The sequence below is a fragment of the Paraburkholderia sp. SIMBA_053 genome (genome assembly GCF_046534895.1).
In the GTDB taxonomy this organism is placed as follows: domain Bacteria; phylum Pseudomonadota; class Gammaproteobacteria; order Burkholderiales; family Burkholderiaceae; genus Paraburkholderia; species Paraburkholderia caledonica.
Map to the genome: position 1 here is coordinate 1 of NZ_JAWRXU010001901.1, position 230 is coordinate 230.

Genomic DNA, 230 nt, shown 5'->3' on the forward strand with positions numbered 1-230 from the left:
TCGGAAAATCCTTGCCGAGCTGCGCGAGATTTTCGAGCGTCGCGCCGCGCCAGCCGTAGATCGCCTGGTCGTCGTCGCCGACCGCCGTGAACGCGGCGCGCGGACCGGCGAGCTGCTTCAGCAATTCATACTGGCACGCGTTGGTGTCCTGATACTCGTCGATCAGCAAATAACGCAGCTTGTTTTGCCAACGGTCGCGCACCTGCTCGTTCTTCGCGAAGAGTTCGGCG

General features: G+C 62.2%; 1 protein-coding gene. It reads right to left on the minus strand.

Annotation, left to right across the window (positions count from 1 at the left end; genetic code table 11):
* Positions 1-230: UvrD-helicase domain-containing protein (locus SB753_RS42160; protein ID WP_410805837.1), on the minus strand; the 230-nt coding region annotated here is incomplete at both ends.